This is a genomic window from Pseudomonas sp. GW456-12-1-14-TSB6, assembly GCF_059424205.1.
In genome coordinates this window covers 148448-174813 of record NZ_JBWKZE010000007.1, presented here as the reverse complement: position 1 = coordinate 174813, position 26366 = coordinate 148448, and the positions used below count along the sequence as shown (strand labels likewise).

The following is a 26366-nucleotide window of genomic DNA, read 5'->3' as shown; positions in this document are numbered from 1 at the left end:
TTTGCCCAGTCACTGACCTTACCAGATCGCAAACCTCCTATCGGCCGGACAAAAAACAGGCAAAAAAATGGCGCCCTCGAAAGGACGCCATCTTCTGAATCAACCGACGATGTTACTTGCGCTTCATCGACAGGAAGAATTCGTCGTTGGTCTTGGTCGTTTTCAGCTTGTCGACCAGGAACTCGATGGCCGCGACTTCGTCCATCGGGTGCAGCAGTTTGCGCAGGATCCACATACGCTGCAGTTCGTCGTCGGCAGTCAGCAGCTCTTCACGACGGGTACCGGACTTGTTGATGTTGATGGCCGGGAACACACGCTTCTCGGCGATACGACGGTCCAGTGGCAGTTCCATGTTGCCGGTGCCCTTGAACTCTTCGTAGATCACTTCATCCATCTTCGAGCCGGTTTCAACCAGCGCGGTGGCGATGATGGTCAGCGAGCCGCCTTCTTCGATGTTTCGCGCGGCGCCGAAGAAACGCTTCGGTTTCTCCAGGGCGTGGGCATCGACACCACCGGTCAGCACCTTGCCGGAGCTCGGGATCACGGTGTTGTAGGCACGGGCCAGGCGGGTGATGGAGTCGAGCAGGATCACCACGTCCTTCTTGTGTTCGACCAGGCGCTTGGCCTTCTCGATCACCATTTCAGCCACTTGCACGTGACGGGTCGGTGGCTCGTCGAAAGTCGAGGCAACCACTTCGCCGCGCACGGTGCGCTGCATTTCGGTCACTTCTTCCGGACGCTCGTCGATCAACAGCACGATCAGGTGAACTTCAGGGTTGTTACGGGCGATGTTCGCTGCGATGTTCTGCAGCATGATCGTTTTACCGGCTTTCGGCGGTGCAACGATCAGACCGCGCTGGCCTTTGCCGATCGGGGCGCACAGGTCGATCACACGACCGGTCAGGTCTTCGGTGGAGCCGTTGCCGGCTTCCATCTTCATGCGCACGGTCGGGAACAGCGGGGTCAGGTTCTCGAAGAGAATCTTGTTTTTCGCGTTCTCAGGACGATCGAAGTTGATCGTGTCGACCTTGAGCAGGGCGAAATAACGCTCGCCTTCCTTCGGAGGGCGGATCTTGCCAACGATGGTGTCACCGGTGCGCAAGTTGAAACGGCGGATCTGGCTCGGCGAAACGTAGATGTCGTCAGGGCCGGCGAGGTAGGAAGCGTCAGCGGAGCGCAGGAAGCCGAAGCCGTCCTGGAGAATCTCCAGCACGCCATCACCGGAGATTTCCTCACCGCTTTTAGCGTGCTTTTTCAGCAGGGAGAAAATCACGTCCTGCTTGCGCGAACGGGCCATATTTTCTATGCCCATCTGTTCGGCCAATTCGAGCAGTTCGGTAATCGGCTTTTGCTTGAGTTCAGTCAGATTCATATAGGAATGACGTAATCATTTATGGAGGGGGGAAATTAAGCTTTTGGCTTAATGAGGCCGCGCCGCGGAGAAGGCGACAGGATCGCGTACTTATTCGAAAAGGAGTGCGTCGGCGACGGCTAGCAGGGGGCAGTGGAGAAACCAGTGCGGGGCCGAATGTACCACCTGAGTTTCGGAGCGTCTAGCCCTGAATACGCAAAAAGCCCCGCAATTTGCGGGGCTTTTTGAGGACAACTTTACCGCGACGCTTAGATGTTGGCGTCGAGGAAAGCAGCCAGTTGCGACTTCGACAGAGCGCCGACCTTGGTCGCTTCCACGTTGCCGTTCTTGAACAGCATCAGGGTCGGAATACCACGTACGCCGTGCTTGGCAGGGGTTTCCTGGTTTTCGTCGATGTTCAGTTTGGCAACGGTCAGCTTGCCTTTGTAAGTCTCTGCAATCTCGTCCAGAACCGGAGCGATCATTTTGCAAGGGCCGCACCATTCAGCCCAGTAGTCGACCAGGACAGCGCCTTCGGCCTTGAGTACGTCGGCTTCGAAGCTAGCGTCGCTAACGTGTTTGATCAGATCGCTGCTCATGGAATTCTCCAGGTTGTAAGCAAAAAAACGTGGCCCATCATAGCCGCCCTTCCCTTGTTCAGGAAGCCGCAGATGATTGAGTCTTGCTATGGCACTCGATGAGTTTGGGTATAGCTCAAGTCACGCGCTGGCGGGGGCGATGAAGGAAATTCCGGTGCGCAGGGCCGCATTGCGCACGTGCTCCTGCATGGCTTTCTGCGCGGCAGCGGAGGCCCTGCGAGCCAGGGCGCGAAGGATCTTGCGGTGTTCCTGCCAGGTTTCCATGGCCCGTTCGGCGCGGATGAACGGTAGTTTCTGGCTCTCCAGAAAGATGTCGGCGCTGGCGGTGAGGATGCTCAGCATCGCCTGATTGCCGCTGGCCAGCAGGATTCGCCGGTGGAATTCGAAATCCAGTTTCGCCGCTGCCTCGAAGTCGCCGGCGCGCAGTTGCTCGCGCATGGCGGCGACGTTGTCTTCCAGTTCGTCCAGATCAAACGTGCTCAACGTCACCGCCGCCAGACCGGCCGCAAACCCTTCCAGCGCATAGCGCAACTGAAAGATTTCCAGCGGCGAAGCCTGGGCGGCGAACGGCCAGGCCGGTGCGCCCTCGCCACGAGGCAACTCGACCGGCGCCTGCACGAACACGCCCTTGCCCGGCTGAATGCTGACCACACCCAGCGCGCTCAAGGACGACAACGCCTCACGCAACGACGCGCGGCTGACGCCCAGCTGAACCGCCAGATCCCGTTGCGAAGGCAGCGCATCGCCGGGGCCGAAGCCCTGCTCGGTAATCAGTTTGCGGATCGCTTGCAGCGCCACTTCGGGTACGGCGCGGGAGATCGAGTTCATGGTTTTCCAGACGGACCAGGCCAAGGTGCGGCCAGTTGTAATGCTATTCGAGGCATCAGGCAAGTCGTGCCCCAGCGGGGTTCGACGGTGCGCGTCGATGCGCTATCGCAGTGCGAAATCCGACCTGACTGTTCAGACCAGTAAGACCGAACAAACCCGCCAAACCCGTGGCTTTGCGACGCCGAACCCCTGTCTTGGCACGGCCCGTGCTCTGTCCGAACGCAGAATTCACTTCCCGCCGATCCGGAGATTGTCCATGACGAAGCGTTACAGCGCCCTCCTCGCCGCCCTGTTTGCCGGTCTGATGCTGAGCCAGACCCCCGCCCATGCCGACGGTCTGGATGACGTGGTCAAACGCGGCACCTTGAAAGTTGCCGTGCCCCAGGACTTCCCGCCGTTCGGTTCGGTCGGCCCGGACATGAAGCCGCGCGGCCTCGATATCGACACCGCGAAACTGCTGGCCGAGCAGCTCAAGGTCAAACTCGAACTGACCCCGGTCAACAGCACCAACCGCATCCCGTTCCTGACCACCGGCAAGGTCGACCTGGTGATTTCCAGCCTCGGCAAGAACCCCGAGCGCGAGAAGGTCATCGATTTCTCCCGCGCCTATGCGCCGTTCTACCTCGCCGTGTTCGGCCCGCCGGACGCAGCGGTCAGCACCCTCGACGATCTCAAGGGCAAAACCATCAGCGTCACCCGTGGTGCCATCGAAGACATCGAGCTGACCAAGGTCGCCCCGGAAGGCGTGACCATCAAACGCTTCGAAGACAACAACTCGACCATCGCCGCCTACCTCGCAGGTCAGGTCGACCTGATCGCCAGCGGCAACGTGGTAATGGTCGCGATCAGTGAAAAGAACCCCAAACGCGTCCCCGCGCTGAAAGTGAAGCTCAAGGATTCGCCGGTCTACGTCGGCGTGAACAAGAACGAGCCGGCGCTGCTGGGCAAGGTCAACGAGATCCTGACCACCGCCAAGGCTGACGGCGCGCTGGAAAAGAACGCGCAGACCTGGCTCAAAGAGCCGCTGCCGGCCGACCTCTGACCGGCGACGCGGGAGACTTTCATGGCCTATCAGTTCGATTTTTTGCCGGTGGTGGAAAACACCGACCTGCTCTTGCGCGGGGCGCTGTTCACCCTTGAGCTGACGGCCATCGGCGCACTCTTCGGGGTTGGCGTGGGCATCGTCGGGGCGCTGGTGCGGGCGTGGAACATCCGCCCGTTCTCGGCGATCTTCGGCGTATATGTGGAGTTGATCCGCAACACGCCGTTTCTGGTGCAGCTGTTCTTCATCTTCTTCGGCCTGCCGTCCCTCGGCGTGCAGATTTCCGAGTGGCAGGCGGCGGTGCTGGCGATGGTGATCAACCTCGGTGCGTACTCGACCGAAATCATCCGCGCCGGTATCCAGGCGATTCCGCGCGGGCAGCTGGAAGCCGCAGCGGCATTGGCGATGAGCCGTTTCGAAGCGTTCCGCCACGTGGTGCTGTTGCCGGCGCTGGGCAAGGTCTGGCCGGCGCTGAGCAGCCAGATCATCATCGTCATGCTCGGTTCGGCGGTGTGTTCGCAGATTGCCACCGAAGAATTGAGCTTCGCCGCCAACTTCATTCAGTCGCGCAACTTCCGCGCCTTTGAAACCTACGCCCTGACCACCCTCATCTATCTGTGCATGGCGCTGCTGATCCGTCAGCTGTTGAACTGGCTCGGTCGGCGTTATCTGTCTAAAAGCAGCGCAAGGAGCAGCCAATGAGCGACTTCACGTTCTGGGACATCCTGCGCAATCTGCTGACCGGCCTGCAATGGACACTGGCGCTGTCGCTGGTGGCGTTCATCGGCGGCGGGATCGTCGGGTTGCTGATCCTGATCATGCGCATCTCGAAAAACCCGCTGCCCAGCAGCATCGCCCGCACCTGGATCGAACTGTTCCAAGGCACACCGCTGTTGATGCAGCTGTTTCTGGTGTTCTTCGGCGTGGCCCTGGCCGGGGTGGAAATTTCGCCGTGGATGGCGGCGGCGATTGCCCTGACGCTGTTCACCAGTGCTTATCTGGCGGAGATCTGGCGCGGCTGCGTCGAGGCGATTCCCCACGGTCAGTGGGAAGCTTCGTCGAGCCTGGCGCTGAATCCGCTGGAGCAATTGCGCTACGTGATCCTGCCGCAGGCGCTGCGAATTGCCGTGGCGCCGACCGTGGGTTTCTCGGTGCAAGTGGTCAAGGGCACCGCCGTGACCTCGATCATCGGCTTCACCGAGCTGACCAAGACCGGCGGCATGCTCGCCAACGCCACCTTCGAACCGTTCATGGTCTACGGCCTCGTCGCCCTGGGCTACTTCCTGCTCTGCTACCCCCTGTCCCTCAGTGCGCGCTACCTGGAAAGGAGACTGCATGCCTCTGCTTAGAATTTCTGCCCTGCATAAATATTACGGCGATCACCACGTGCTCAAAGGCATCGACCTGAGCGTCGAGGAAGGCCAGGTGGTGGCAATCATCGGCCGCAGCGGCTCGGGCAAGTCCACCCTGCTGCGCACCCTCAACGGTCTGGAATCGATCAACGACGGCGTGATCGAAGTCGACGGCGAATACCTCGACGCCGCCCGCGCCGACCTGCGCAGCCTGCGGCAGAAAGTCGGGATGGTGTTCCAGCAGTTCAATCTGTTTCCGCACCTGACCGTCGGCGAGAACGTGATGCTCGCGCCGCAGGTGGTGCAGAAAGTGCCCAAGGCCAAGGCACAAGAACTGGCGCGGCAGATGCTGGAGCGCGTCGGCCTGGGCGAGAAGTTCGACGCGTTCCCGGAACGCCTCTCGGGCGGCCAGCAACAACGCGTGGCGATTGCCCGGGCGCTGGCGATGTCGCCGAAGGTGCTGCTGTGCGACGAGATCACCTCGGCGCTGGACCCCGAGCTGGTCAACGAAGTGCTCAGCGTGGTCCGCCAGCTCGCGAAGGAAGGCATGACGCTGATCATGGTCACCCACGAAATGCGCTTCGCCCGGGAGGTCGGGGACAAACTGGTGTTCATGCACCAGGGCAAGGTGCACGAGGTGGGTGACCCGAAAGTGCTGTTCGCCGATCCGCAGACGCCGGAGCTGGCGAATTTCATTGGCACCGTCGAAGCGACAGCCTGAAACAGCCTGCTACCCGATCGTTCCCACGTCGAGGCGTCGAACCGTCCGCGTGGGAATGCAGCCCGGGACGCTCCGCGTCCCAAAAGCGGACGCAGAGCGTCCGTTGAGGCATTCCCACGCAGAGCGTGGGAACGATCAGCGTCGTTGAGTGCGCAACGGTCCCTGGCTTTTATGCGCAGGATCAAGGGTTTGAACCATGCGCGTTGGCGGCAGCGTTTGATCGTGGCACGATGTCGGGGTTATCGACCGAGACCCCCAGACCATGCCGCAATCCCAAGCCAAGAATCTGTCCCTGATCGCCGCGATCGACCTGGGCTCCAACAGCTTCCATATGGTCGTGGCCAAGGCCCAGAACGGCGAAATCCGTATTCTCGAACGGCTCGGAGAAAAAGTTCAGCTGGCCGCCGGCATCGACGATGAGCGTCAGCTCAACGAAGAATCCATGCAGCGCGGTCTCGACTGCCTCAAGCGCTTTGCCCAACTGATCAATGGCATGCCGCTGGGCGCCGTGCGGATCGTCGGCACCAACGCCCTGCGCGAGGCGCGCAACCGTGGCGAATTCATCCGTCGCGCCGAAGAAATCCTCGGCCATCCGGTGGAAGTCATCTCCGGCCGTGAAGAGGCCCGCCTGATCTACCTCGGCGTGTCCCACACCCTCGCCGACACCCCGGGCAAACGCCTGGTCGCCGACATCGGCGGCGGCAGTACCGAATTCATCATCGGCCAGCGTTTCGAACCGCTGCTGCGCGAAAGCCTGCAAATGGGCTGCGTGAGCTTCACCCAACGCTACTTCAAGGACGGCAAGATCACCCCGGCCCGCTACGCCCAGGCGTACACGGCGGCGCGCCTGGAAATCATGAGCATCGAACACGCCCTGCATCGCCTGACCTGGGATGAAGCCATTGGCTCCTCGGGCACCATCCGCGCCATCGGTCTGGCGCTGAAGGCCGGCGGTCATGGCACCGGCGAAGTGAATGCCGAAGGTCTGGCGTGGCTCAAGCGCCGCCTGTTCAAGCTCGGCGATGTCGACAAGATCGATTTCGAAGGCATCAAGCCGGATCGTCGGGCGATCTTCCCGGCCGGTCTGGCGATTCTCGAAGCGATCTTCGACGCCCTCGAACTGCAACGCATGGACCACTGCGAAGGCGCGCTGCGTGAAGGCGTGCTCTACGACCTGCTCGGCCGCCATCACCACGAAGACGTGCGCGAACGCACCCTGACCTCGCTGATGGAGCGCTACCACGTCGATCAGGAACAGGCCGCACGGGTCGAGCGCAAAGCCTTGCACGCCTTCGATCAAGTGGCCGTGGATTGGGAGCTGGACGACGGCATCTGGCGCGAACTGTTGGGCTGGGCGGCGAAAGTGCACGAAGTCGGGCTCGACATCGCGCACTATCACTACCACAAGCACGGCGCCTACCTGATCGAACACTCGGACCTCGCCGGGTTCTCCCGCGAAGACCAGCAAATGCTCGCCCTGCTGGTGCGTGGCCACCGCCGCAACATCCCCAAGGACAAGTTCGCCGAGTTCGGCGACGACGGCGACAAGCTGATCCGCCTGTGCGTGCTGCTGCGTTTCGCCATCCTGTTCCACCACATCCGTGGCACCCAGGCGATGCCGCAAGTGACACTGCATGCAAATGGCAACCACCTCGACGTGGAATTCCCGGAGAACTGGCTGGATGAAAACCAGCTGACCCAGGCGGATTTCGGGCTTGAGGCCGAGTGGCTGACGCGGGTCGGGATTGTCCTGACCGTTCATTGAGTAACGGGCAGGCACAAAAAAGGCGATCCGGATGGATCGCCTTTTTTATAGCTATGAAACCTGCGGTCAGCTGCTCACCGGCAGAATCGGGCTGCCCAACCGCTCCAGCAGCGTCGCCTGCGCACTGCGCGGGTTCTGGTTGCCGGTCGGCGTGTTGCGGATGTAGCGGCCGTCCGATTGCAGGCTCCAGCTGTGGGTGTTGTCGGTCAGGTACAGCTCCAGCTCTTTCTTGACCCGGGTCAGCAGCTTCTTGCCTTCCACCGGGAAGCAGGTCTCGACGCGCTTGTCGAGGTTGCGCTCCATCCAGTCGGCGCTGGAGAGGAACATCTGCTCCTCGCCACCGTTGAGGAAGTAGAACACCCGGGTGTGCTCAAGGAAGCGACCGATGATCGAGCGCACGTGGATGTTGTGCGAAACCCCGGCGATGCCCGGACGCAGGCAGCACATGCCGCGCACCACCAGATCGATGCGCACGCCGGACTGGCTGGCCTTGTACAGCGCGCGGATGATCTTCGGATCGGTCAGCGAGTTGAACTTGGCGATGATGTGCGCCGGCTTGCCGTCGAGCGCAAATTGCGTCTCGCGGGTAATCATGTCGAGCATGCCCTTCTTCAGGGTGAACGGCGCATGCAGCAGCTTCTTCATGCGCAGCGTCTTGCCCATGCCGATCAATTGGCTGAACAGTTTGCCGACGTCTTCGCACAAGGCGTCGTCGGAAGTCAGCAGGCTGTAGTCGGTGTACAGGCGGGCGTTGCCGGCGTGGTAGTTACCAGTGCCGAGGTGCGCGTAACGCACGATCTCTCCCTGCTCGCGGCGCAGGATCAGCATCATCTTGGCGTGGGTCTTGAAGCCGACCACGCCGTAGATCACCACCGCGCCCGCCGCTTGCAGGCGGCTGGCCAGTTGCAGGTTGGATTCTTCGTCGAAGCGCGCACGCAGCTCGATGACCGCCGTCACTTCCTTGCCGTTACGCGCGGCGTCCACCAGCGCATCGACGATTTCCGAGTTGGCGCCGGAGCGGTACAGGGTCTGGCGCACGGCCAGAACGTGCGGGTCCTTGGCGGCCTGGCGCAACAGGTCGACCACCGGGGTGAACGACTCGAACGGGTGCAGCAGCAGGATGTCCTGCTTGCTGATCACGCTGAAAATGTTCTCGCTGTTTTGCAGCAGTTTCGGGATCTGCGGCGTGAACGGCGTGTATTGCAGCTCCGGATGGCTGTCCAGGCCGGTGATGCTGAACAGACGCGTCAGGTTCACCGGGCCGTTGACCTGATACAGCTCGGTCTCGCTCAGGTTGAACTGCTTGAGCAGGTAGTCCGACAGGTGTTTCGGGCAGGTGTCGGCGACTTCCAGGCGCACGGCATCACCGTAACGGCGGGAGAACAACTCGCCACGCAGGGCGCGGGCCAGGTCTTCGACGTCTTCGGAGTCGAGCGCCAGGTCGGCGTTTCGAGTCAGACGGAACTGGTAGCAGCCTTTTACCTTCATGCCCTGGAACAGGTCATCGGCGTGGGCGTGGATCATCGACGACAGGAACACATAGTTGTCGCCAGGGCCGCCGACTTCTTCCGGCACCTTGATGATCCGCGGCAGCAGACGCGGCGCCGGGATGATCGCCAGACCGGAGTCGCGACCGAAGGCGTCGATACCTTCGAGCTCGACGATGAAGTTCAGGCTTTTGTTCACCAGCAACGGGAACGGGTGCGTCGGGTCGAGGCCGATCGGAGTGATGATCGGCGCGATCTCGTCGCGGAAATAGCGGCGGACCCAAGTTTTGATCTTGGTCGTCCAGTGGCGACGACGGATGAAACGCACCTGATGCTTTTCCAGCTCCGGGAGCAGGATGTCGTTGAGGATCGCGTACTGGCGATCTACGTGACCGTGCACCAGCTCGCTGATCCGGGCCAGGGCCTGGTGCGGTTGCAGGCCGTCGGCGCCGGCCTGTTCACGGGCGAAGGTGATCTGCTTCTTGAGGCCGGCGACGCGGATTTCGAAGAATTCGTCGAGGTTGCTGGAGAAGATCAGCAGGAACTTCAGCCGCTCCAGCAACGGGTAGGACTCGTCCAGCGCCTGTTCCAGCACGCGGATGTTGAACTGCAGTTGCGACAATTCACGGTGGATGTACAGGCTGCTGTCATCCAGGCCGGGAATCGCGATCGCCGGAACCGCCGCGGCAGGCTCGGTTGCCGGCGCGGGTGGCGCAGGCTCCAGTTCCGGCGGGGTTTCGGTAATCTGCTCGACCACGGGTTGAGCTTCTTTTACGGCAACTTCAGTGAGTCCTTCGGTATTCATCGAATGTTCCTGGGAGGGCTATTTCTGCTCTCGTAACAATTGAGCGGCACGGACAGCAAAGTAAGTCAGGATGCCATCAGCGCCGGCACGTTTAAAGGCGGTCAGGGATTCGAGGATCACGCCTTCGCTCAACCAGCCATTCTGGATCGCCGCCATGTGCATGGCGTATTCGCCGCTGACCTGATAGACGAAGGTCGGCACTTTGAAGGCATCTTTTACCCGGAACAAAATGTCCAGGTACGGCATGCCGGGTTTGACCATGACCATGTCCGCGCCTTCAGACAAGTCCGCACCCACTTCGTGCAGCGCTTCGTCGCTGTTGGCCGGGTCCATCTGATAGGAGGCCTTGTTCGCCTTGCCCAGGTTCGCGGCCGAACCCACCGCATCGCGGAACGGGCCGTAATAGGCACTGGCGTACTTGGCCGAGTAGGCCATGATCCGCACATTGACGTGACCGGCCAGCTCCAGCGCTTCGCGGATGGCCTGGATGCGGCCGTCCATCATGTCCGACGGGGCAACCACCTGGGCGCCCGCAGCAGCATGGGACAAGGCTTGCTTGACCAGTGCATCGACGGTGATGTCGTTCTGCACATAGCTTTCTTCATCGAGAATGCCGTCCTGACCGTGAGTGGTGAACGGGTCGAGGGCGACGTCGGTGATCACGCCCAGCTCGGGGAATCGGTCACGCAGGGCGCGAGTGGCGCGCTGGGCGATACCTTCGGGATTCCACGCTTCGGCGGCATCGAGGGATTTGAGTTCGGGCGGGGTAACCGGAAACAGTGCCAGCGCCGGAATCCCCAGCTCGACCCATTTGGCGGCTTCTTCAAGCAGCAGGTCGATGGTCAGGCGCTCGACACCCGGCATCGAGGCCACGGCTTCGCGGCGGTTTTCACCGTCGAGGACGAACACCGGCAGGATCAGGTCATCGACCGTCAGCACATTCTCACGTACCAGCCGCCGGGAAAAATCATCACGGCGATTGCGACGCAGGCGGGTGGCAGGGAACAGACGGTTGGCTGGGGTAAAGCTCACGGCAGACTCCTGAGCCCGCGCAAACGGGCGAGCGTGACAGTTATAGATGGCCATTATGACGGTCGTATGACAGTTATGTGCACCCCTGCGACAGGTAGTCGCTTTCCATTGTCCGTGTAGGAAATGTTCACGTCGAGACACATTTCGACACTTTCCTGAATGTGTCCGAAGGGTTAGGCTGCGCGTTCATTTCGCCAGCACCCAGACAATGCTCCAACAATTTCTGCATGACTTCGGCTACTTTGCCCTGTTTCTCGGGACGTTTTTCGAAGGCGAAACCATCCTGGTGCTCGCGGGCTTCCTCGCGTTCCGTGAATACATGGACATCAAACTGGTGGTGGTCGTGGCGTTCTTCGGCAGCTATGCCGGCGATCAGCTGTGGTACTTCCTGGGCCGCAAGCACGGGCGCAAGCTGCTGGCGCGCAAGCCGCGCTGGCAGATGATGGGCGACCGCGCGCTGGAACACATCCGCAAGCACCCGGACATCTGGGTCTTGAGCTTTCGCTTCGTGTACGGCCTGCGCACGGTGATGCCGGTGGCAATCGGCCTCTCGGGCTATCCGCCGGGACGTTATCTGCTACTCAACGGTATCGGCGCCGCGATCTGGGCCACCGCCCTGGCCGCCGCTGCTTACCATTTCGGCGCCGTGCTCGAAGGCATGCTCGGCAGCATCAAGAAGTATGAGTTGTGGGTGCTGGGCGCGCTGCTGGTGCTCGGCCTGGGCCTATGGCTGCGCCGCCGGTTCAAGAATGCCCGGCTGGCGAAAAAGGTTTACGAGGAAGAACAGGCCGAGCTGCTGGCCAAGGCCGAACGGCACAAAGCCGAAATGACCAACACCGCCGATCCTAAGACGCCAGCCGAGTAAGTCGCTGGCGACAGCCATACAGCCCGATGCCGCTGAGCAGGCTGTAACTGAGCAGGCCGACCCATATCCCCGGGCTGGCCGGCCAGAGTCCGACCAGCGGCGCCAGCCACACCAGCGGCAGGTTCGATGCCAGCCGCAACACTTCAAGCTTCGCCGCCCACGGGCGATTCTCCAGGGCCGCGCCCAACACGAACAAACCGAACGCCACCGCGCCCCAGCCGAGCAGCAATGCTCCGGTGGGCAGACTGTGTTCCAGATTCATCAGATAACTGCCCAGCGCCACATACACGCCGAACTGCAACCCCACGTACCACTGCTGACGGCTGTCCAGCGGCACTTCGAATTTGCGGAACTGACTCAGGTCCGGCTTGTTCATCGGGTACTTCGCCGCAACGTCCGCCGGACGCCAGCCGGTGCGCATGAACCAGATCCGGATCTTGTCCCACGTACGCTCGGCCCGGCGCGCGTCGTCCCACAGTTGGGCGTAGAACTGCAGGTTGGCCCACAACGGATTCCAGCTCCCCAGCGGTGTGGTCACGCCGAAAATCACCGGCTCGTTGTCGTCCTCCTCCTGGAACGAGCCGAACAGTCGGTCCCAAATAATGAACACCCCGCCGTAGTTGCGATCCATGTAGAGAGCGTTCTGTGCATGGTGGGCCCGATGATTGGACGGCGTGACGAAGCACCACTCGAACCAGCCGAGCTTGGGAATGTGCCGGGTATGGACCCAGAACTGATACAGCAGATTCAGCGCCGCAACGCTGACGAACACCAGCAGCGGCACCCCGAGCACGGCCATCGGCAGGTAGAAGATCCAGCTCAGCAGGAACCCGGTGCTGGTCTGGCGCAAGGCCGTGGAAAGGTTGTAGTCCTCGCTCTGGTGATGCACCGAATGCGCCGCCCAGAGGATGTTCCGTTCATGGCCCATGCGATGCAGCCAGTAATAGCAGAAGTCATAGAAGACAAAGGCAAACACCCAGACCCAGACGCTGTCCGCAGGCAACCTGACCAGCGCCAGATGCTCCAGGGCAAACGCATAGGTCACCAGGCCCACGCCCTTGGTCAACAGGCCGGTGGTGGTCGACAACACCCCGGTGCTGATGCTGTTCACCGCATCGGCCAGGCGATAGTTGCTCACCCCGCGCCAGCGGTCGGCGATGAGCTCCGCCGCAATCAACACGAAGAAAAACGGTACCGCATACAGGATGAAGTTCATGACGCGCCCTGGTCGGAATCTGTAGCTCAGATCCTAGGTGTAGCCGCGGCTTGATCCTATGGCAACGAACGACAAATTAGAGGACATTTAGCGCCATGAATCTGGAGAGAAACCCATGAGCAAAAAAGTTGCAGTGATCCTGTCCGGTTGCGGCGTTTACGACGGCGCCGAGATCTACGAAAGCGTCATTACCCTGTTGCGCCTCGACCAGCGCGGCGCCCAGGTGCAGTGCTTCGCCCCGAACATCGCGCAATTGCATGTGATCAATCACCTGACCGGTGAAGAAATGCCCGAGTCGCGCAACGTACTGGTGGAATCGGCTCGCATCGCCCGGGGCAACGTCAAGGATCTGCGTGAGGCCGATGTCGAGGACTTCGATGCGCTGATCGTGCCAGGCGGTTTCGGTGCGGCGAAGAACCTGTCGAACTTCGCCATCGAAGGCGCCGGCTGCACCGTGCAGCCGCAAGTGCTGGCGCTGGCCGAAGCCTTTGCCGAAGCGGGCAAACCGGTGGGCCTGATCTGCATTTCGCCGGCGCTGGCCGCGAAAATCTACGGCCCCGGCGTGACCTGCACCATCGGCAACGACGCCAACACCGCCGCCGCCATGAACAAGATGGGCGCCAACCACGAAGACTGCGCGGTGACCGACATCATTGAAGACAAGGCGCGCAAACTGGTGACCACTCCGGCGTACATGCTGGCGCAGACGATCAGCGAGGCGGCTTCAGGGATCAACAAACTGGTGGATCGGGTGCTAGAGCTGACTCACGAAAACGACGCCTGACCGGAGACCGTGATCGTTCCCACGCTCCGCGTGGGAATGCAGCCTTGGACGCTCCGCGTCTGCTTTGCATCGGTGGTGAGGCTGGGACGCGGAGCGTCCCGAGAGGCATTCCCACGCAGACGGTTCGACGCCTCGACGTGGGAACGATCAATGTTCAGGTTTTGCGGGCGAGCCTGGTGAGGATCCGGTCCAGCGCATTGGCGAACGCCTGCTTCTCGCGGTCACCGAACGGCGCCGGGCCGCCAGTGACCTGGCCTTGCTCACGCAGGTCGGTGAACAGGTTGCGTGTCGCCAGCCGCTCACCCATGTTCTGCGCGTCGAACTCCTTGCCGCGCGGGTCCAGCGCTGCAACGCCCTTCTTCACCAGCCGGTCGGCCAGTGGAATGTCGCTGCAGATCACCAGCTCACCCGGCACCGCATGCTCCACCAGATAATCATCCGCCGCATCCGGGCCGCTCGGCACCACGATCAACTTGACGATCGCCAGCGCCGGCTTGCTCTGCGGCTGCCCCGCCACCAGCACCACTTCGAAGCGACGCTTGAGGGCGAACTTCACCACCAGCTCCTTGGCCATCTTCGGGCAGGCGTCGGCATCGATCCATACGCGCATCATCTCAAGCCGCCACTCGGCGCTTTTCAGCCAACCAACTGCGGCCATACAGCACGATGATCGCCGCAATCGCCACGGCCTGCGCCGTCAGCGAGTAGGCATCGGCATGAATGCCCAGCCAGTCGAAATCGAAGAACGCCACCGGCCGGGTGCCGAAGATCCCGGCTTCCTGCAACGCCTTCACACCATGACCGGCAAACACCACCGACAGCGCGCAGAGCAGCGTCGCGTTGATGCTGAAGAACAGCGCCAGCGGCAGTTTCGCCGAACCGCGCAGGATCACCCACGCCAGACCGAACAGCAGCACCAGCGCCGTCGCACCACCAGCAAGTACCGCGTTATGCCCGGCGGGACCGGCCTGCAGCCACAGGGTTTCGTAGAACAGGATCACTTCGAACAGTTCGCGGTATACCGAGAAGAACGCCAGGATCGCGAAACCGAAACGCCCGCCTCCGCCAACCAGACTCTGCTTGATGTAGTCCTGCCAGGCTGCCGCGTGCCGACGGTCGTGCATCCACACCCCGAGCCACAACACCATGACGCTGGCAAACAGCGCCGTGGCACCTTCGAGCAGTTCACGCTGGGAGCCGCTGACATCGATCACGTACGCCGCCAGCGCCCAGGTCCCGAGACCGGCCAGCAATGCCAGACCCCAGCCGACGTTGACGCTGCGCACCGCCGATTGCTGGCCGGTGTTGCGCAAGAACGCGAGGATCGCCGCCAGCACCAGAATCGCTTCCAGACCTTCGCGCAGCAGAATCAGCAGACCGGAGATGTAGCTCAGCGACCAGCTCAATCCATCGCTGCCCAACAGGCCGGCAGACTCCTTGAGTTTGGCCTTGGCCGCATCGAGACGCTGTTCGGCCTGCTCCACCGGCAAGCTGTCCTGCAGCGATTGCCGATAGGCCATCAGGGACTTTTCGGTGTCCTTGCGCACGTTGGCGTCGACGTTGTCCAGCGAGCTTTCGACCAGTTCGAAGCCTTCCAGATACGCCGCCACCGACAGGTCGTAAGCCTGATCGTGTTCACCGGCACGGTAGGCCGCCAGGCTCTTGTCCAGGGTCGCGGCGGTGTAGTCGAGCAACTGCGCCGGGCCGCGCTTGACCTGCGGCGGCTGCGCCCGTTGCGCACGGAAGATCGCGGCGGCTTCAGCGCCCTCGGCAGCCTGCACTTCAGCCGGGGTCTGGCGGGCCAGATCGGCGATGTTGTAGGTCTTGTCGGATTTGGCCGTGGCCGGATCGGCGCTGAACTGCGCGATATAGGTCGCCAGATCCCAGCGCTGACGGTCGTCCAGTTGATCGGCAAAGGCTGGCATGTCAGTGCCTTCGACGCCCTGGCCGAGAGTGCTGTAGATCGCGTACAGGCTCAGGTGATCCATCCGCGCAGCGTCGCGCAGATTGGCCGGCGCCGGCGTCATGCCGAGACCCGCCGGGCCATCGCCGGCACCGGTGTCGCCGTGACACACCGAGCAGTTTTGCGCGTAGAGCGGCGCACCACGGGTCGGATCAGGCGTGATGATCGGGGCCTGGCTGACTTCATAAGCCACCGCCAGTTTCGCCCCCAGTTGCCGGGCCTGACGGGCCACGTCCGCACCGTCCTGTTTCGCCGTGATCGCGGCGTGCAAGGCGCTGACGCCCTGTTCCAGCGCCGCTTTCTCCGGTTTGTCCGGCAGGTCGGCGATCAGCCCTTGCAGCACCTGGGTGAATTCCAGTTGCTCGCGGTATTCGCCATCGTCGATGACCTTGCCTGCCGCTACCGTCGGCGGGTAATCGGCGCTGATGTAATCAAGCAGGTGCAACGCTTGCGGCGCGCCTTCCACGGTGTCGGCCAGCAGATTGAAGCTGCTCAGGGCGCACAGCGGGAACACCAGCCAGGCCAGAAATCGGGACGCGGCAGTCATGAATGAGTCTCAAATGGAAATGCGAAGTTACATATTGTTCACTTCGAGCGCGATTCCCTCAAGCTTTCTCTCCAATACCCGGCACATGGCCACTGCCCACCCCTATAATCCTTCACCTTTCGCCTCTCTGCTCCAGGAAGAGCTGCACTCCATGCGCCAATGCCTGCTACTCCCGGTATTAATCAGCACGATCCTGCAACTGAGCGGCTGCGCGGCTTACCGCAATTACGACCTGGAAATGCAGCAAACCAACGACCGGCTGATGCTCGGCGACTATCAGGGTGCCCTGGACCTGCTGGAATGGAACAACCCCTGGGAAGAAAAGGATCTGCTGTATTACTTCGAAAAGGGCTCGATCCTCAGCTTCGCCAACGCACGCCCCCAGAGCCAGAAAGCCTGGCGCAGCGCCGACCGGATGGTGTTTCAACGCGAAGAGGCCGTACCTTCCGCGCCCATGAAGCTGCTCAACCGGTTTGCCTATGAAATGGGCACCCTGCTGGTCAACGACAAGCTCAGCCGCTACGAAGGCTATGACTACGAAAAAGTCATGCTGACCACACAGATGGCCCTCAACCAATTGGGCGAAAGTGATTTCGACGGCGCACGGGCAGACATCAAGAAGACCCACGAACGTGAAGCACTGATCGCCCGCCAGCGGGAGCGCCAGTATGAAGAGCTCGAGGAACAGGCCAAAGCTCAAGGCATCGTCGTGCAATACAAGGATCTGCAGGGCTATCCCGTCACCACCCTGGACGCGCCAGCGGTTATCGAACTGAAAAACGGCTACCAGAGTGCTTTCAGCCATTACCTGGCCGGGTTCACCTATGAAGCGCTGGGTGAACGGGATCTGGCCGCACCGGGTTATCGCCAGGCAATCGAGTTGCGCCCGAATATCCCCTTCCTCGAACAGGCGTTGCGCAATCTCGACCAGCCGCCGGCCAAGGATGATGAAAGCGATGTTCTGATCGTCGTCCAGAGCGGTCTGGCGCCGGCCCGCAGCTCGGTAACGGTGCCGATCCCGGTGCGGCTCAATGAAAGTCTGGTCATTACCGCACCGATCTCGTTTCCCATCCTGGTGCCGGACACCGTCACACCAGCGTTCGACCACATCCTGGTGGATGGCCGCAAACGCCCGCTGACCGTGATCAACAGCGTCACCGACATGGCGTTTCGTACGCTGCGCGATGACATGCCGGCGATCATTTCCCGGGCAATGTTCCGCGCCAATATGGCCGCCATTTCCCAGGCCCAGGAAAACGAACGCAATCCGGCCAAGGCCTCGCTGGTCGTCACCGAGCACGACCCCTTTGAGGAGGCCGATACCCGAACCTGGCGCACGCTCCCCGACAAGACATTGGTGGCACGCATCCGGCTGAAGAAAGGCGATCATCAATTCAATGCGCCCAATGCACCCGGAGCGTCATCGGTCACCCTGCGCATCGACCGCGATCACCAGTTGGTCAACCTGCGAGTTTTGAGAGATATCGCCAACGTAATCGGCAATGCCAGACTGCCGGATAAGTAATGGCACCCAGCTAACCAGTGCAATTAAAAAGCTATTACATAGCCAGCATCGCCCGCTTATAATGCCGCGCCCGCGCTATCGCGTTGAGGCATTAAAGCTCCTCTTTTTATGAGGAATTGGCAGGAGGCCAGTGCCACTGTCGATCGGTCCCAGCAGCCCGACCCGCACCCGAGGCTGTCGCTACTCATGGAAGAAGTAACCCCATGGCATTCCGCGCTCCCACTCTGATCGCGCTCAGCGCTGTCACCCTGCTGTCCGGCTGTTCGGCGTTTCGCAACTACGATTCCGAACTGGCCCAGACCAACCAGCAACTGGCCACCGGCAACGTCGAGGCCGCCCTGACCCTGCTGGAAAAAAACAACACCGGCCCGGACAAAGACCTGCTCTATTACTTCGAGAAGGGTGAACTGCTGCGCGCCAAGGGCGATCTTTCCGGCAGCCAGAATGCCTGGACCAGCGCCGACCAGGTGGTGGGCAAGTGGGAAGATTCGGTCAAGCTCGACACCGACAAGTACCTGGCCCAGTTCGGCAGTTTCCTGGTCAACGACAAGGTGCGCCGTTACGAAGGCTACGACTACGAAAAAGTCATGCTGACTACGCAGATGGCCCTGAACCTGCTGGCGGTCAACGACTTCGACGGCGCCCGCACCGCGATCAAGAAGACTCACGAACGTGAAGCGGTGATCGCCGACCTGCGCGACAAGGAATACCTCAAGAGCGAAGAGGAAGCCGAGAAAGAAGGCATCAAGACCGAGTACAAGGACTTGCAGGGCTACCCGGTCGCCAGCCTTGACGCGCCGGAAGTGGTCGGCCTGAAAAACAGCTACCAGAGTGCGTTCAGCCATTACCTGGCCGGTTTCGTCTATGAAGCTCTGGGCGAAAAAGACCTCGCTGCGCCGGGCTATCGCAAGGCTGCCGAACTGCGCCCGAACACGCCGCTGCTGGAGCAGGCGTTGGTCAACCTCGACAAACCGGTCAAAAGCGATGACAGCGACATCCTGATCGTGGTGCAAAGCGGTCTGGCGCCGGCCCGCGATTCGATCCGCGTGCCGTTGCCGCTGCCAATCTCCAACAACGTAGTGATTACTCCGCTGTCGTTCCCGATCATCAAGCCCGACACCTCCACCGCGACGTTCGCGCAGATCGGTGTCGATGGCCAACAGGTCGACCTGACCGCGCTGAACAGCACCACCGCGATGTCCCGCCGTGCCCTGCGCGATGACATGCCGGGGATCATCCTGCGCACCACCGTGCGCGCGATCACCAAAGGTGTAGCGCAGAAGAAGATCAACGAAACCAACCCGCTGGCGGGTCTGGCCGTAGGTATTTCTTCAGCTGTGCTCGAAGGTGCCGATACCCGTACGTGGCGTACCCTGCCGGACATGACTCAGGTTGTACGTCTGCGCTTGAAGAAAGGTGAGCACCTGGTCACTCTGCCGAGCGCCGTCGGTGGCTCTCAGGTCAAGGTCACCGTCGATCAGCGTTATCAGGTGATCACCCTGCGCGCCGTCGGCAATCAGGTGTTCGCTGCCGGCCTCGCCGCCCACGTCACCCCGAGCGCTGGCGCCACCGCCGTGGCCAGCCTCAAACAACCTTAAGAACGGAGTCTTTGCATGCGCTTCAAACTCATCGCCGTCGCCGCCCTCGCCCTGCTGGCGAGCGGCTGCGCCACCCCGCCACCACCGGAGCCGGGCAGTGCCGCGAGCAAGGTCGTGGCCATGGGCCCGCAGAAACACATCGTGGTCGGCGCGATGCGCGTGGCCCGCGAAAACGGCTTCATGACCGTCAACGTGCAGTTGAGCAACACCCTCAACAGCAACAAGACGTTCTACTACCGCTTCGCCTGGCTCGGGCCGGAAGGTTTCCCGATCGCCGAAGAAGAAGTCTGGAAGAGCCAGATGATGTACGGCGCCCAGACCAGCTTCATCCAGGGCATCGCCCCGACGCCAAAAGCCGTGGACTTCCGTCTGGAACTCAAGACGCCTTAAGCCCGACACCCTATTCCCGATTCAGAGAGCACTCCCATGTTTGCACGCTTTTCCTTCATCGCCGTCCTCGCCCTGCTGGCCAGCGGTTGCGCCAACACTTCGCCGACCCTGGGCAGCAAGAACATCAGCTACGGCGACACCAAGGCCGTTGAAACCGTGACCAACGAGTTCGGTTCGACCGACCTGCAGATGATCGCCGAGTCGATGACCCGTTCCCTGGCCCAGTCCGGCATTCTGCAGGGTCGCCCTGTGGTGCAGGTCTACGACGTGAAGAACAAGACCAGCGAATACATCGACACCCGCGAAATCACCACCAGCATCAAGACCCAGCTGATGAAGTCCGGCACCGCCCGTTTCGCCAGCGACAACACCGCGATGCAGAGCCAGGTCGACCAGCTCAAGCTGCAAAACCAGAGCGGCCTGTACAAGAAAAGCACCGTGGCCAAGACCGGCAACATGATCGCCGCCAAATACCGTCTTGAAGGTTCGATCAGCTCGATCGTCAAGCGCAGCAGCGACTACAAGGACGTCTTCTACAAATTCAGCCTGCAACTGATCGACGTTGAAAGCGGTCTGGCCGAGTGGATGGACGAGAAAGAGATCCGCAAAACCACGGAGCGTTAATCGATGCGCACATGGATTGGCATGATGGCCCTGGCTTGCGCGTTCAGCGTGCAGGCGGCCCCGAAAGTCGCGGTGACGGATCTGGCGTATCAGGAGCGTGTGGAGCAATACATCCACATCGTTTCGGCCCAGAACAATTACCGCGAGGGCTACTACAGTTCCAGCGGTTCTTCGAGCTACAACGAACTCGAAGCCACCACCAGCTACATCGAACAGACCGAGCTGCGCAAGTTCACCGGCGACATCAAGGGTGAAATCCTGCGTACCGGCATGTTCCAGCTGGTGCAGGGCACGCCGTACACGGCGTCGTCCAAGGGTGACGTCTACGACGTGATCAAGCGGATCAAGGCCGGCAACTTCAAGGGTGCCGACTACGTGCTGTTCGGCACCGTGTCGGACATCGACTTCACCCAGGACGTGAACGAGCTGGCGAACACCGACAGCTACTCCGCCGTGCTGGGCCTGACGCTGGTGGCCGACTTCAGCCTGATCAACACCAAGACCTTCGAGATCACCTCGGCCTTCACGGCGATGGGTGAGGCGCAGGACACCAAACTGGTGAACCACCGCGACATCAAGATCTCGCTCAACCGTCCGCGGGTGGTGCGTGACGTCTCGAAGGCGCTGGGCGAAGACGTGGCCGGGCAGCTGAGCATGCAGCTCGGCGGTGGCGGTTACGAGCAGCCGCGCGAACCGCAGCAGCGCAACAATCTGCCGCGTGATACGGCGCCAGTGATTCTTCACTGACCGACTGCCGGAAACGAAAAAGGCGACCTTCTCAGGTCGCCTTTTTTTGTGGCTGCACGCTTTATGCGGCCGCTTTGCGCAACGTCGCCATGAACGCCGCAGCGCCAATGAACAGCCCGGCAAACGTGCGGTTCATGCGTCGCTGCTGGGTCGGTGTACGCAACAGGCGCAAGACCTTCGACGCCAGACCGGTGTAGCCGGCCATGACGATCAGGTCGACCGCGATCATGGTCACGCCGATCACCACGTACTGGATCAGCAGCGGCGCATGCGGATTGATGAACTGCGGCAGCACCGCGAGCATGAACACCAGGGCCTTGGGGTTGCTGATGTTCACCAGAAAACCACGGAACACCAGCGCCAGCGGCTTGCCGATCGGCCGGACCGCCGCGTCGTCACTCATGTCCATCGGCAGTGCGCGCCACTGCTTGATCGCGAGATAAACCAGATACGCGACACCGAACCATTTGATCGCGTGAAACGCAGTGGCCGAAGCGGTGAGGATCGCGCCGACACCGGCGCCGACGATGGCAATCTGCACAGCCAGGCCGATCTGCAGGCCCAGGGCGTTCCAGTAGCCGCGCCAGAAACCGTATTGCAGACCGCTGGACATCGACGCAATGGCGCCGGCACCCGGAGAAAGACTGATCACCCAGCAGGCGGCAAAAAACGCCAGCCATGTTTGAAGCTCCATCGCACACCTCGACTCGGACTCGTGACAATCCTCAAAGCTAATGCGGAATTGGCTGGATGACTACCGATTTTTTGCAGGATGTTGCGGGCGCCGACCAATGTGGCCGGCGTCCGATCACTTTTCGAAACCGCTGGAAGGGAACACATCAGTGCCGCGCCAGCGGCGCACCGAACGCTGGAAGAACAGGCTGTTGGGCACCTGCACCATGGCGCTGCCGGTGCCGAGCTCTTCGGCTTCGATCAGCGTGGTGTAGAGCAGATTGATCGCCACCACCCGGCCTTTGACGCCGGGCTTGTCAGTGGTGTCCACCAACTCGACCACGTCGCCCAAACGGAACGGGCCCACGGTGAAGATCAGAATCGCGCAGAGCAGGTTCGACAACACGCTCCACATGGCGAAGAACGCCACCGCCGCCACCGCGACGAAGCCCGACAGCGCCGTCCACAGCACCGTGGCCGACACCCCGAGACGCTCCAGCACAAAGATCAGCGCACTGCCCATGATCAGCCAGCGCAGACCGCCGCGCAGCGGCATCAGCAACTGCGGCGGGAACGGATACTTCTCGCCCAGGCGAGTCAGGAATCGGGCGACGACGCGCTGGGCGAAGTAGCCGGCCAGCAGGATCAGCAAAATCTGCACGCCGAGCCAGATCGGCTCGACCCACATCGCCGGCAATGGAAGTTTGAAGGCTTCCATCAGGACAACGCCTCCAGCTCCGCCTGCATGCTTTCCAGAGTTTCCAGGGCTTGCATCCACGCTTCTTCAAGTTCGCCTTCGCGGACTTTCAGCTTGGCCTGTTCGGCCAGCAGGTCACGCAATTCGTTCTTGCGCGCCGGCTCGTAGAGGTCGCTGTCGCCGAGGCTGGCATCGACCTTCGCCAGTTTCTCGTGCAGCTTGCCGAGCTCGGCTTCGAGCTTGTCGGCTTCGCGCTTGTGCGGCGCCAGTTGCTGACGCAACGCAGCGGCGGCCTGACGCTGGGCCTTCTTGTCGGTCTTGTCCGGGTTGACCGGTGTGTTGCTGACCGGGGCGTTGCGCTGACGGTACTCGACCAGCCAACGGGCGTAGTCCTCAAGGTCGCCATCGAACTCTTCGACCTTGCCGTCCGCGACCAGGAAGAAGTTATCGGTGGTGCTCTTGAGCAGATGCCGATCGTGGGAAACCACCAACACCGCGCCGCTGAATTCCTGCAACGCCATGGTCAGCGCCAGGCGCATTTCCAGATCGAGGTGGTTGGTCGGTTCGTCGAGCAGCAACAGGTTCGGCCGTTCCCAGGCGATCAACGCCAGGGCCAGACGGGCCTTTTCGCCACCGGAGAAATTCAGCACCGGCTCATCGATGCGTGCGCCACGGAAGTCGAAACCACCAAGGAAATCGCGCAGGGTCTGCTCGCGTTCGGTTGGCGCCAGACGCTGCAAGTGCAGCAACGGGCTGGCCTTGGAATCCAGCGAGTCGAGCTGATGCTGGGCGAAGTAACCAACCACAGTGTTCTCACCGCGAGTCAGGCGCCCGGCCAGTGGTTCGAGTTCGCCGGCAAGGTTCTTGATCAGGGTCGACTTGCCCGCGCCGTTGGGGCCGAGCAAGCCGATCCGCGCGCCGGGGGTCAGTTGCAGCTTGACCTTCTCCAGCACGGTTTTCTCGCCATAACCCAGACGCGCATCGGACAGATCGATCAGCGGGCTGGAGATCTTGGTCGACTCGCGGAACACGAAATCGAACGGCGAATCGACGTGGGCCGCCGACAGCTCTTCCATGCGCTCCAGCGCCTTGATCCGGCTCTGGGCCTGACGGGCCTTGGTGGCTTGGGCCTTGAACCGGGCGATGTAGCTTTCCATGTGCGCACGCTGCGCCTGCTGCTTCTCGTAGGCCTGTTGCTGCTGGGCCAGACGCTCGGCACGGGCGCGTTCGAACGCGGTGTAGCCGCCACGGTAGAGCGTCAGCTTGCGCTGATCGACGTGGGCCACGTGATCGACGACTTCATCGAGGAAATCGCGGTCGTGGGAGATCAGCAGCAAGGTGCCGGGGTAACTTTTCAGCCACTCTTCGAGCCAGATGATGGCGTCGAGGTCCAAGTGGTTGGTCGGCTCGTCGAGCAGCAACAGGTCCGATGGGCACATCAAAGCCTGCGCAAGGTTCAGACGCATCCGCCAGCCACCGGAGAAATCTCCTACCTGGCGATCCATCTGCTCGTTGGTGAAACCAAGACCGGCGAGCAACTTGCGCGCCCGCGCATCGGCGGTGTAGCCGTCGGCGCTGTCGAGCTCGGCGTGCAGGCGGGCCAGCGCAGTGCCGTCGTGGGCCTCTTCGGCCGCTGCGAGCTCACGCTGCACTTCGCGCAGGCGCAGGTCACCGTCGAGTACATAGTCGACCGCCAGACGCTCGAGCGTGTCGACCTCCTGGCGCATGTGGGCGATACGCCAGTCGGCCGGCAGCAGGCAGTCGCCCGAGTCCGGGTGCAACTCACCGCGGAGCAAGGCGAACAGGCTGGATTTGCCGGCGCCGTTGGCACCGATGAGGCCGGCTTTGTGGCCGGCGTGCAGGGTCAGCTCGGCGTCTTCTAGCAGACGTTGCGGGCCACGCTGTAAAGTCAGGTTCTGAAGTCGGATCATAATGGCGGCGGAGTCTACCAGCTTCCCCCGCAACTGGCGCGAGTAGCACGATGTCCTCTGACCTGTGGAGCTTTGCCCTTGCCGTCTACGCCCGTCCCGGCGTGGAGGATGCCTGCCTGCGCCTGCAATCGGCGGGGGCCAACGTGTGCCTGATGTTGTGCGGTTTATGGCTGGAACAACGCGATGTGACCTATGACGAGGCACGCGCCCGGCAGCTTCTGGAAATGACAGAGCCTTGGGATCGGGAAGTGGTCCAGCCGTTACGCGCATTGCGCATGCAGTGGAAAACCCTGGCCGACACCGATCCGGTGCTCAAGGGGATGCGTGAGCAGATCAAGGGATTGGAACTGGAGGCGGAGCGTGCGCTGCTGTCACGACTTGAAGGCGCCGCGCAAGGCTGGAAGCGTCATTCAAAGGAATCGAGTGACTGGCTGGAAGTGCTGGCCGGCCCTGCGGCCAACCTGAACCGCGACGCGCTGCAAGTGCTGCGCGTCGCGGCGACCGGCGCTTAGGAAGCGCTGGACGGGTTGCTGGCGACGCTCGACACCGGCGCCGACGATGGCGTGGTTGCGGTGGTCGAGGTAGTGGCGGCGGGTGCAGGTGCAGCGGTCGCAGCCGGAGTTGCCGGTGCGGCAGGTTTGGCAGCAGGACCAGCGGTCGGTTTTGCTGCAGCGGGTTTCGCGGCAGCCGGCTTGGCAGCGGCAGGTTTTTTCACTGCTGGTTTTGCAGCGGGTTTCGCGGCTGGCTTGGCGGCCGGTTTAGCAGCGGTCGCTGGCTTGGCTGCGGTGGTTGCAGGCTTCGCTGCAGCAGCCGGTTTGGCCGCTGGTTTTGCAGCGGGTTTGGCCGCAGCTTTTGCCACAGGCTTGGCCGCTGGTTTCGCCGCCGCTTTGGCAGCAGGTTTGGCAGCAACCGGTTTGGCAGCGGTTTTCGCCGCAGGCTTGGCAGCAGCAGTTTTGGCGGCTGGTTTAGCGGCGGCTTTAACGGCTGGTTTTGCTGCCGGCTTGGCGGCTGCTTTGGCAGCTGGCTTGGCAGCAGGTTTCGCAGCGGCAGTTCTCGCTGGAGCCGCTTTCGCAGCAGCGGTTTTCGCTGCAGGCTTGGCGACTGGTTTTGCAGCAGCCGGCTTGGCAGCAGCCGGTTTGGCCGCTGTGGTTTTAGCCGCAGGTTTGGCAGCGCTGGCGGCTGCGGGTTTCTTCGCAGCTGGTTTTGCAGCGGCTTTCACTGGCGCTTTTGCCGAGGCTTTTGCAGGAGCCTTGGCCGGTGCTTTTGCAGCAGGCTTGGCGGCTGCTTTTTTCGCAGGTACCGCTGCAGGTTTAGCCGAACGCAGGGACAGCGCCTTGCCGACGGCTTCTTGAACACGACCGACACCCTGGGCCAGTTTCAGGCTTTCCTGGGCATCGCGCTTGAGTTGCAGAATGTAGCTGCGGGTGTCGGACTGACGTTCCTTCAGCGCATCGAGCAGGTCTTCGAGCTCCTTCACGGCAGCCTTGGCCTTGGTCTGCGCCTTGGCTTTACCGGCCGCTGCTGCGTCCTGCAGTTTGGTGCGGGACTTGTGCAGTTTTTCTTGCGCCTTGCCGCGTTGCTTTTCCAGTTTGGCGAGCAGTTTTTCAGCATCAGCCAAGGCTTGGGAGCAAGCGTTTTCCAGATGCTCGAGCAAGCTGCCCGAGAGTTGTTGGAGTAAATGCAACGGAGTGTTTACAGGCTTCTTGGTGGCCGACATGGTTTACCTCCTGGCTGACGTGAGTGCGGCTCATACTAGACCTCTGCTGCTACCGCCGCTAGGGCATGTTGACAGTATCGAAAGCACTCGGTTGCAGGCTTGCAAAAA

At 61.7% G+C, this 26366-nt stretch carries 25 protein-coding genes; 13 read left to right on the top strand and 12 right to left on the bottom strand.

Features of this window, described 5'->3' with window-relative positions; genetic code table 11:
* Positions 1-112: 112 nt before the first annotated feature.
* The 3 genes from rho to AC07Y2_RS08975 form a co-directional block, all read right to left on the bottom strand.
* Positions 113-1372: a transcription termination factor Rho gene (rho, locus tag AC07Y2_RS08985; protein ID WP_011336486.1), complete on the bottom strand. Its 1260-nt coding sequence runs from the start codon at positions 1370-1372 to the stop codon at positions 113-115.
* 248 nt (positions 1373-1620) lie between these two features.
* Complete coding sequence (trxA, locus tag AC07Y2_RS08980) at positions 1621-1950, bottom strand: thioredoxin TrxA (protein ID WP_003206727.1); 330 nt, start codon at positions 1948-1950, stop codon at positions 1621-1623.
* A gap of 120 nt (positions 1951-2070) precedes the next feature.
* A complete protein-coding gene (locus AC07Y2_RS08975) occupies positions 2071-2778 on the bottom strand; it encodes a FadR/GntR family transcriptional regulator (protein WP_007951828.1) in 708 nt (235 codons plus the stop codon).
* Positions 2779-3034: 256 nt separating this feature from the next.
* On the opposite strand from AC07Y2_RS08975, the gene AC07Y2_RS08970 reads away from it, so the two are divergent.
* The 5 genes from AC07Y2_RS08970 to ppx all read left to right on the top strand — a co-directional run bounded on the left by AC07Y2_RS08970 (position 3035) and on the right by ppx (position 7658).
* Complete coding sequence (locus tag AC07Y2_RS08970) at positions 3035-3820, top strand: transporter substrate-binding domain-containing protein (RefSeq protein ID WP_074690049.1); 786 nt, start codon at positions 3035-3037, stop codon at positions 3818-3820.
* A 21-nt stretch (positions 3821-3841) separates the two neighbouring features.
* Positions 3842-4522, top strand: a complete 681-nt coding sequence (locus tag AC07Y2_RS08965) for an amino acid ABC transporter permease (RefSeq protein ID WP_039765327.1) — start codon at positions 3842-3844, stop codon at positions 4520-4522.
* Entirely contained in the window at positions 4519-5169 is a 651-nt protein-coding gene (locus AC07Y2_RS08960; RefSeq protein ID WP_011336490.1) for an amino acid ABC transporter permease, read from the top strand. Before AC07Y2_RS08965 ends, AC07Y2_RS08960 begins: the two co-directional genes overlap by 4 nt.
* Complete coding sequence (locus AC07Y2_RS08955; RefSeq protein ID WP_064600296.1) at positions 5156-5893, top strand: amino acid ABC transporter ATP-binding protein; 738 nt, start codon at positions 5156-5158, stop codon at positions 5891-5893. Before AC07Y2_RS08960 ends, AC07Y2_RS08955 begins: the two co-directional genes overlap by 14 nt.
* A 262-nt stretch (positions 5894-6155) precedes the next feature.
* Entirely contained in the window at positions 6156-7658 is a 1503-nt protein-coding gene (ppx, locus tag AC07Y2_RS08950) for an exopolyphosphatase (protein WP_039765323.1), read from the top strand.
* 66 nt (positions 7659-7724) lie between these two features.
* Here ppx and ppk1 read toward each other — a convergent pair whose 3' ends face one another.
* Both ppk1 and hemB read right to left on the bottom strand, forming a co-directional pair.
* Complete coding sequence (ppk1, locus tag AC07Y2_RS08945; RefSeq protein ID WP_039765322.1) at positions 7725-9950, bottom strand: polyphosphate kinase 1; 2226 nt, start codon at positions 9948-9950, stop codon at positions 7725-7727.
* 18 nt (positions 9951-9968) lie between these two features.
* Positions 9969-10982 carry a porphobilinogen synthase gene (hemB, locus tag AC07Y2_RS08940; RefSeq protein WP_103385892.1) on the bottom strand — a complete coding sequence of 338 codons (1014 nt, stop codon included), beginning with the start codon at positions 10980-10982 and terminating at the stop codon, positions 9969-9971.
* 208 nt (positions 10983-11190) lie between these two features.
* Here hemB and AC07Y2_RS08935 point away from each other — a divergent pair, with 208 nt between their 5' ends.
* Positions 11191-11847 carry a DedA family protein gene (locus AC07Y2_RS08935; protein ID WP_039765319.1) on the top strand — a complete coding sequence of 219 codons (657 nt, stop codon included), beginning with the start codon at positions 11191-11193 and terminating at the stop codon, positions 11845-11847.
* Here the strand turns inward: AC07Y2_RS08935 and AC07Y2_RS08930 are convergent.
* A complete protein-coding gene (locus AC07Y2_RS08930; protein ID WP_103385891.1) occupies positions 11828-13063 on the bottom strand; it encodes a sterol desaturase family protein in 1236 nt (411 codons plus the stop codon). The genes AC07Y2_RS08935 and AC07Y2_RS08930 overlap by 20 nt on opposite strands.
* Before the next feature lie 115 nt (positions 13064-13178).
* On the opposite strand from AC07Y2_RS08930, the gene elbB reads away from it, so the two are divergent.
* On the top strand, positions 13179-13847 hold the full coding sequence (elbB, locus tag AC07Y2_RS08925) for an isoprenoid biosynthesis glyoxalase ElbB (RefSeq protein ID WP_039765316.1): 669 nt from the start codon (positions 13179-13181) through the stop codon (positions 13845-13847).
* Positions 13848-14001: 154 nt separating this feature from the next.
* Here elbB and AC07Y2_RS08920 read toward each other — a convergent pair whose 3' ends face one another.
* Together AC07Y2_RS08920 and AC07Y2_RS08915 are read right to left on the bottom strand one after the other, a co-directional pair.
* Positions 14002-14457 (bottom strand): YaiI/YqxD family protein, encoded by a 456-nt coding sequence (locus AC07Y2_RS08920; RefSeq protein ID WP_039765442.1) that lies wholly within the window; start codon positions 14455-14457, stop codon positions 14002-14004.
* A gap of 4 nt (positions 14458-14461) precedes the next feature.
* Positions 14462-16357, bottom strand: a complete 1896-nt coding sequence (locus AC07Y2_RS08915) for an FTR1 family protein (protein ID WP_103385890.1) — start codon at positions 16355-16357, stop codon at positions 14462-14464.
* Between the two features lie 151 nt (positions 16358-16508).
* On the opposite strand from AC07Y2_RS08915, the gene AC07Y2_RS08910 reads away from it, so the two are divergent.
* The 5 genes from AC07Y2_RS08910 to AC07Y2_RS08890 all read left to right on the top strand — a co-directional run bounded on the left by AC07Y2_RS08910 (position 16509) and on the right by AC07Y2_RS08890 (position 21241).
* Positions 16509-17882, top strand: a complete 1374-nt coding sequence (locus AC07Y2_RS08910) for a COG3014 family protein (RefSeq protein ID WP_103385889.1) — start codon at positions 16509-16511, stop codon at positions 17880-17882.
* A 203-nt stretch (positions 17883-18085) separates the two neighbouring features.
* Positions 18086-19480: a COG3014 family protein gene (locus AC07Y2_RS08905; RefSeq protein ID WP_103385888.1), complete on the top strand. Its 1395-nt coding sequence runs from the start codon at positions 18086-18088 to the stop codon at positions 19478-19480.
* A 15-nt stretch (positions 19481-19495) separates the two neighbouring features.
* Positions 19496-19870, top strand: a complete 375-nt coding sequence (locus AC07Y2_RS08900) for a YcfL family putative periplasmic lipoprotein (protein ID WP_011336502.1) — start codon at positions 19496-19498, stop codon at positions 19868-19870.
* A 36-nt stretch (positions 19871-19906) separates the two neighbouring features.
* Entirely contained in the window at positions 19907-20494 is a 588-nt protein-coding gene (lpoB, locus tag AC07Y2_RS08895) for a penicillin-binding protein activator LpoB (protein WP_007951848.1), read from the top strand.
* Positions 20495-20497: 3 nt separating this feature from the next.
* A complete protein-coding gene (locus AC07Y2_RS08890; protein ID WP_064600314.1) occupies positions 20498-21241 on the top strand; it encodes a hypothetical protein in 744 nt (247 codons plus the stop codon).
* Between the two features lie 61 nt (positions 21242-21302).
* Here the strand turns inward: AC07Y2_RS08890 and AC07Y2_RS08885 are convergent, their stop codons facing one another.
* The 3 genes from AC07Y2_RS08885 to AC07Y2_RS08875 form a co-directional block, all read right to left on the bottom strand.
* Positions 21303-21935, bottom strand: a complete 633-nt coding sequence (locus AC07Y2_RS08885; RefSeq protein ID WP_064600316.1) for a LysE family transporter — start codon at positions 21933-21935, stop codon at positions 21303-21305.
* A 114-nt stretch (positions 21936-22049) separates the two neighbouring features.
* Positions 22050-22631 carry a mechanosensitive ion channel family protein gene (locus AC07Y2_RS08880; RefSeq protein WP_011336505.1) on the bottom strand — a complete coding sequence of 194 codons (582 nt, stop codon included), beginning with the start codon at positions 22629-22631 and terminating at the stop codon, positions 22050-22052.
* On the bottom strand, positions 22631-24541 hold the full coding sequence (locus AC07Y2_RS08875; RefSeq protein WP_085612048.1) for an ATP-binding cassette domain-containing protein: 1911 nt from the start codon (positions 24539-24541) through the stop codon (positions 22631-22633). Before AC07Y2_RS08875 ends, AC07Y2_RS08880 begins: the two co-directional genes overlap by 1 nt.
* Before the next feature lie 50 nt (positions 24542-24591).
* Between AC07Y2_RS08875 and AC07Y2_RS08870 the strand changes: the two genes are divergently transcribed.
* Positions 24592-25053, top strand: coding sequence for a TIGR02444 family protein (locus AC07Y2_RS08870; protein ID WP_085667357.1), 462 nt, complete (start codon positions 24592-24594; stop codon positions 25051-25053).
* Here AC07Y2_RS08870 and AC07Y2_RS08865 read toward each other — a convergent pair.
* Positions 25050-26258 carry an AlgP family protein gene (locus tag AC07Y2_RS08865; RefSeq protein WP_103385887.1) on the bottom strand — a complete coding sequence of 403 codons (1209 nt, stop codon included), beginning with the start codon at positions 26256-26258 and terminating at the stop codon, positions 25050-25052. The two genes, AC07Y2_RS08870 and AC07Y2_RS08865, sit on opposite strands and share 4 nt — an antisense overlap.
* Positions 26259-26366: the final 108 nt, after the last annotated feature.

Excerpts from the sequence above, each read along its gene's own strand:
- elbB (WP_039765316.1), top strand. The coding sequence starts at position 13,179 with ATGAGCAAAAAAGTTGCAGTGATCCTGTCCGGTTGCGGCGTTTACGAC.
- AC07Y2_RS08965 (WP_039765327.1), top strand. The coding sequence starts at position 3,842 with ATGGCCTATCAGTTCGATTTTTTGCCGGTGGTGGAAAACACCGACCTG.
- AC07Y2_RS08975 (WP_007951828.1), bottom strand. The coding sequence starts at position 2,778 with ATGAACTCGATCTCCCGCGCCGTACCCGAAGTGGCGCTGCAAGCGATC.
- AC07Y2_RS08955 (WP_064600296.1), top strand. The coding sequence starts at position 5,156 with ATGCCTCTGCTTAGAATTTCTGCCCTGCATAAATATTACGGCGATCAC.
- AC07Y2_RS08870 (WP_085667357.1), top strand. The coding sequence starts at position 24,592 with ATGTCCTCTGACCTGTGGAGCTTTGCCCTTGCCGTCTACGCCCGTCCC.
- AC07Y2_RS08865 (WP_103385887.1), bottom strand. The coding sequence starts at position 26,258 with ATGTCGGCCACCAAGAAGCCTGTAAACACTCCGTTGCATTTACTCCAA.
- AC07Y2_RS08880 (WP_011336505.1), bottom strand. The coding sequence starts at position 22,631 with ATGGAAGCCTTCAAACTTCCATTGCCGGCGATGTGGGTCGAGCCGATC.
- AC07Y2_RS08960 (WP_011336490.1), top strand. The coding sequence starts at position 4,519 with ATGAGCGACTTCACGTTCTGGGACATCCTGCGCAATCTGCTGACCGGC.
- AC07Y2_RS08920 (WP_039765442.1), bottom strand. The coding sequence starts at position 14,457 with ATGCGCGTATGGATCGATGCCGACGCCTGCCCGAAGATGGCCAAGGAG.
- ppk1 (WP_039765322.1), bottom strand. The coding sequence starts at position 9,950 with ATGAATACCGAAGGACTCACTGAAGTTGCCGTAAAAGAAGCTCAACCC.
- AC07Y2_RS08905 (WP_103385888.1), top strand. The coding sequence starts at position 18,086 with ATGGCATTCCGCGCTCCCACTCTGATCGCGCTCAGCGCTGTCACCCTG.
- AC07Y2_RS08910 (WP_103385889.1), top strand. The coding sequence starts at position 16,509 with ATGCGCCAATGCCTGCTACTCCCGGTATTAATCAGCACGATCCTGCAA.
- rho (WP_011336486.1), bottom strand. The coding sequence starts at position 1,372 with ATGAATCTGACTGAACTCAAGCAAAAGCCGATTACCGAACTGCTCGAA.
- lpoB (WP_007951848.1), top strand. The coding sequence starts at position 19,907 with ATGTTTGCACGCTTTTCCTTCATCGCCGTCCTCGCCCTGCTGGCCAGC.
- AC07Y2_RS08935 (WP_039765319.1), top strand. The coding sequence starts at position 11,191 with ATGCTCCAACAATTTCTGCATGACTTCGGCTACTTTGCCCTGTTTCTC.
- AC07Y2_RS08930 (WP_103385891.1), bottom strand. The coding sequence starts at position 13,063 with ATGAACTTCATCCTGTATGCGGTACCGTTTTTCTTCGTGTTGATTGCG.
- AC07Y2_RS08875 (WP_085612048.1), bottom strand. The coding sequence starts at position 24,541 with ATGATCCGACTTCAGAACCTGACTTTACAGCGTGGCCCGCAACGTCTG.
- AC07Y2_RS08890 (WP_064600314.1), top strand. The coding sequence starts at position 20,498 with ATGCGCACATGGATTGGCATGATGGCCCTGGCTTGCGCGTTCAGCGTG.
- AC07Y2_RS08970 (WP_074690049.1), top strand. The coding sequence starts at position 3,035 with ATGACGAAGCGTTACAGCGCCCTCCTCGCCGCCCTGTTTGCCGGTCTG.
- AC07Y2_RS08915 (WP_103385890.1), bottom strand. The coding sequence starts at position 16,357 with ATGACTGCCGCGTCCCGATTTCTGGCCTGGCTGGTGTTCCCGCTGTGC.
- ppx (WP_039765323.1), top strand. The coding sequence starts at position 6,156 with ATGCCGCAATCCCAAGCCAAGAATCTGTCCCTGATCGCCGCGATCGAC.
- trxA (WP_003206727.1), bottom strand. The coding sequence starts at position 1,950 with ATGAGCAGCGATCTGATCAAACACGTTAGCGACGCTAGCTTCGAAGCC.
- AC07Y2_RS08885 (WP_064600316.1), bottom strand. The coding sequence starts at position 21,935 with ATGGAGCTTCAAACATGGCTGGCGTTTTTTGCCGCCTGCTGGGTGATC.
- AC07Y2_RS08900 (WP_011336502.1), top strand. The coding sequence starts at position 19,496 with ATGCGCTTCAAACTCATCGCCGTCGCCGCCCTCGCCCTGCTGGCGAGC.